This is a genomic window from Microcoleus sp. Pol12A5 (genome assembly GCF_036701435.1).
In the GTDB taxonomy this organism is placed as follows: Bacteria; Cyanobacteriota; Cyanobacteriia; order Cyanobacteriales; family Microcoleaceae; genus Microcoleus.
Window position 1 is genome coordinate 1 of record NZ_JAUBQU010000244.1, and the last position, 3,069, is coordinate 3,069.

4 protein-coding genes and 1 pseudogene are annotated in these 3,069 nt (G+C 37.8%); 4 read left to right on the plus strand and 1 reads right to left on the minus strand.

Going from position 1 to position 3,069, the window contains the following annotated elements; all coding sequences use genetic code 11:
- Nucleotides 1-169: 169 nt before the first annotated feature.
- Nucleotides 170-592, minus strand: coding sequence for a hypothetical protein (locus QUA45_RS28350; RefSeq protein WP_333223233.1), 423 nt, complete (start codon nt 590-592; stop codon nt 170-172).
- A 469-nt stretch (nt 593-1,061) separates the two neighbouring features.
- On the opposite strand from QUA45_RS28350, the gene QUA45_RS29345 reads away from it, so the two are divergent.
- The 4 genes and pseudogenes from QUA45_RS29345 to QUA45_RS28360 all read left to right on the plus strand — a co-directional run.
- Entirely contained in the window at nt 1,062-1,403 is a 342-nt protein-coding gene (locus QUA45_RS29345; protein ID WP_445305355.1) for a helix-turn-helix domain-containing protein, read from the plus strand.
- A gap of 12 nt (nt 1,404-1,415) precedes the next feature.
- The gene (locus QUA45_RS29350; protein WP_445305356.1) at nt 1,416-1,820 is read left to right on the plus strand and encodes a winged helix-turn-helix domain-containing protein; all 405 of its coding nucleotides are present in this window, start codon (nt 1,416-1,418) and stop codon (nt 1,818-1,820) included.
- A 12-nt stretch (nt 1,821-1,832) separates the two neighbouring features.
- Nucleotides 1,833-2,120 (plus strand): hypothetical protein, encoded by a 288-nt coding sequence (locus QUA45_RS29355; RefSeq protein WP_445305357.1) that lies wholly within the window; start codon nt 1,833-1,835, stop codon nt 2,118-2,120.
- Nucleotides 2,121-2,239: 119 nt separating this feature from the next.
- Nucleotides 2,240-2,399, plus strand: a pseudogene (locus QUA45_RS28360) (IS4 family transposase); the annotation flags it as partial.
- Nucleotides 2,400-3,069 lie beyond the last annotated feature (670 nt).

Consider the following 3,069-nt stretch of genomic DNA (forward strand, 5'->3'; position numbering starts at 1 on the left):
GACTCTGTGTTCAGCGGCACGATAAAAATGCAAGTCAAGCCATTGACTGACTCGAACTTGTCCCAACTGTGAATGTTTGTCAATTTCAATCACATTATCCGCGATGAGCCATGTGCTTGGGTCATTGAGTCTCATTTTCTGCCCGTGCTTACGTGGTCTACCGCGACCACTATAGGCTGGTGGTGCTGACCACTTTCCAGCCATTCTTTCGGACTCTCATTAAACAATCAGCTTGAATATCTGCTATAGCCAGTACCCAATTTGCATTGCCATATTCTCGATCTAAAACTGCTAAGACTCGATTAACGCTCTGTTCACAGACAAGTTTGAGTTGGGAAGCTGCTTGAAGTATAGGTGAAGACGCACTACTAATTCTTTCATGGAGTAGGGGTAATGCCCAGCTTCCTTGTGCTTCTGGTATCCACGCAATAGTACTGTACCCTTGTCCAATAATTACGCCCCCCTGATATTCATGGGTTCTATCTTTTAATGTTTTAGCATCTGGTCTCCCCCATGCAGTGTGGTCAATTGCCACTAACAGATGTTCTGCTACGGGTACTTGCTGTTCTAATTGCTCCAGATACAGCAGCATCAGTTTTTTCCGGTCTGGCCTACAGTCTTGCAATGCCTCGTCAACGCTTGACCATTGACGATTGAATAATGGATTGAGCGAAAATTCGGCCAAACATGACGAATTCGGGCGTGGTCATCACTGCATCCATGAGCTCGAATGTTGCATCCTTGCCTCGTACCAATAACTCGTATGCTTCTTGACGAAAGTCCTTTAATCGTTCACTGTTCATTTAAGGAGTGAATAGGTTTTTATTTTTCACCCTCATTCTCTCCTTAACGGTGGCTCTAGTTTTTCTTGGGCCACCGTTCTCATCTTTAGTTAGTCTAAACTACAGAAATTAAATGCGCTTATCCTGCATCGGATGCCAGGGTAAACGCATCTTAATTTCAACCTAAAACATGATAAGATGAAGTATTTATAGCAATCCTAAATCATTATCAATATTAGGCTCCAATTATATGCAATACTTGATTATGACAATAAAAAAATGAATAACTTACAACTGCCACAAAAAGATATGGAAAAAGAAATAGCCCACTTAGAATCTTTCATTAAAAGCAATATCGATGCCAGAGAACTAAAACGGGCAATAGCTGTCAGGATGGCACTCGAAGGTAAGTTTTATCATGAAATCAGCAAAATGTTAGGTGTAAGTGAATTCTTTGTTGGTTATTGGAAAAAAATTTTTAAATCCCAAGGCCTCGAAGGACTAAAACTAGGATATAAAGGCTCAAAAGGGTATTTGACAGAGCGACAAACTGATGTAGTAGTCGAGTGGTTAAAGAATAAAAAATATTGGAATTTAGATGAGTTAGTGACTTATGTATAGCAAGAGTTTGGTGTGATATATAAATCCAAACAGAGCTATTATGAACTTTTCGCTCGCGCCAATATTAGTTGGAAAAAAACTCAAAAAGTCAATCCAAAATCGGATGAAGAACTGGTAAAAAAAAAGCGGGAACAAATTAACAAGGTTTTATCTAAAAACAAGGCAGGCATAGAATCTGGGGAAATAATAGTATTGTTTTTAGATGAATGTCATCTACTTCATGGCGATATAACTGGCTACGTTTGGGGTCAATCCGATCGGAGAATTGAAATTCCAATTACTAATGAAAGAGAGCGACAAACTTATTTTGGTGCTCTCAATTATCAAAGCCAACAATTTCACGTTCAAAGTCATCCATCTGGGAATGGAGAATCGACAGTTAAATTCATAAAACACTTACAAAATAAATATAAATAGCGGAAAATAATCTTGATTTGGGATGGAGCTAGTTATCATAAATATGGAGAATTTAGAGATTTTTTATCATCAGTAAATCGTGATAAAGAACCGTCAGATTGGTCAATTACTTGTATTTTATTTGCTCCCAATGCTCCCCAACAGAATCCCGTTGAAGATATTTGGTTACAAGCTAAAAACTTTTTAAGAAAATATTGGTATTTATGTAGGTCTTTTAAGATTATCAAATTTTTGTTTGAGTTTTTCACTAAGGAACATAAATTTGATTTTCCTAAAATTCATCAGTACACTTATATATAGAAAATCATTTAGGATGGCTATATCTGCTTACAAGAGTTGGGGAACTTTTGTTACCTCTGTGGAAAAAATCCTGAAATAATTTGGAGAAAACTATGTAATTAATTTTGTCTAGCTACTTACTACTAGGACATTGGGCTGTACGGTCATTAATTTTTCTCTTCAGCAAGCAACGCAGGTGTTTCACCATTGCGTCTTTCTTTTACTGGAACATTACGAGTTATTCGTCGCGATCTCCCAAAATTTCAGCGGTTACAACCACAGGAACTTCCCTTTTTTTGAATTGGTTGACTTTGGAGATACTTGACCAACTTCTACCTCAAAGGGTTCAGAGAAACAACCCAAGAGTTGTGAAAAAGCCTGTCTCAAAATTTCGCTCTAAACAAGTTAAACACAGAGGTACTGGAATAATAATGAATCCTCCTGTATTTATTGTTTTAAGCACTGCATAACTCTTAACTGAACCGTATTGGGGTATAATGTATCGCTCGGTTCGCGCTAGACTATCCTAGGAAATTTACAGCCCGCCCGCACCCCATGTGACAGTTGGGGTGCGGAATGTGGGTTTAAGAGCTGAGGATATAACTTGGAAAGGACTAATTTAACGGGCAACCGATTGAGTAAATTATTAATTTTGCTATCATTAGCATAATCCAAGGGATAGATATTAAGTCAAAGCAAGTTCAAGAATATCTAGGTAGAAAAACAGAAAGTCACAGAAAATATGCTAGACATAGCACTTTTTATATTGGACTGTGGGGTGAATCATGGGTCGATTTAATCTAGTAATTGGCTGGTTGTTGTTGAATTAATGTCTTTGTCCCCACACAAACTACCTAATTATCAACAACGCTTGAGAGCTATGAGACTTATTAGGCGTTGCTGAATTGATGTATGATATAGCGATCGAGAGCAAAGTTGACGAAAAACAATGAACAGCAAATTAGAGTCA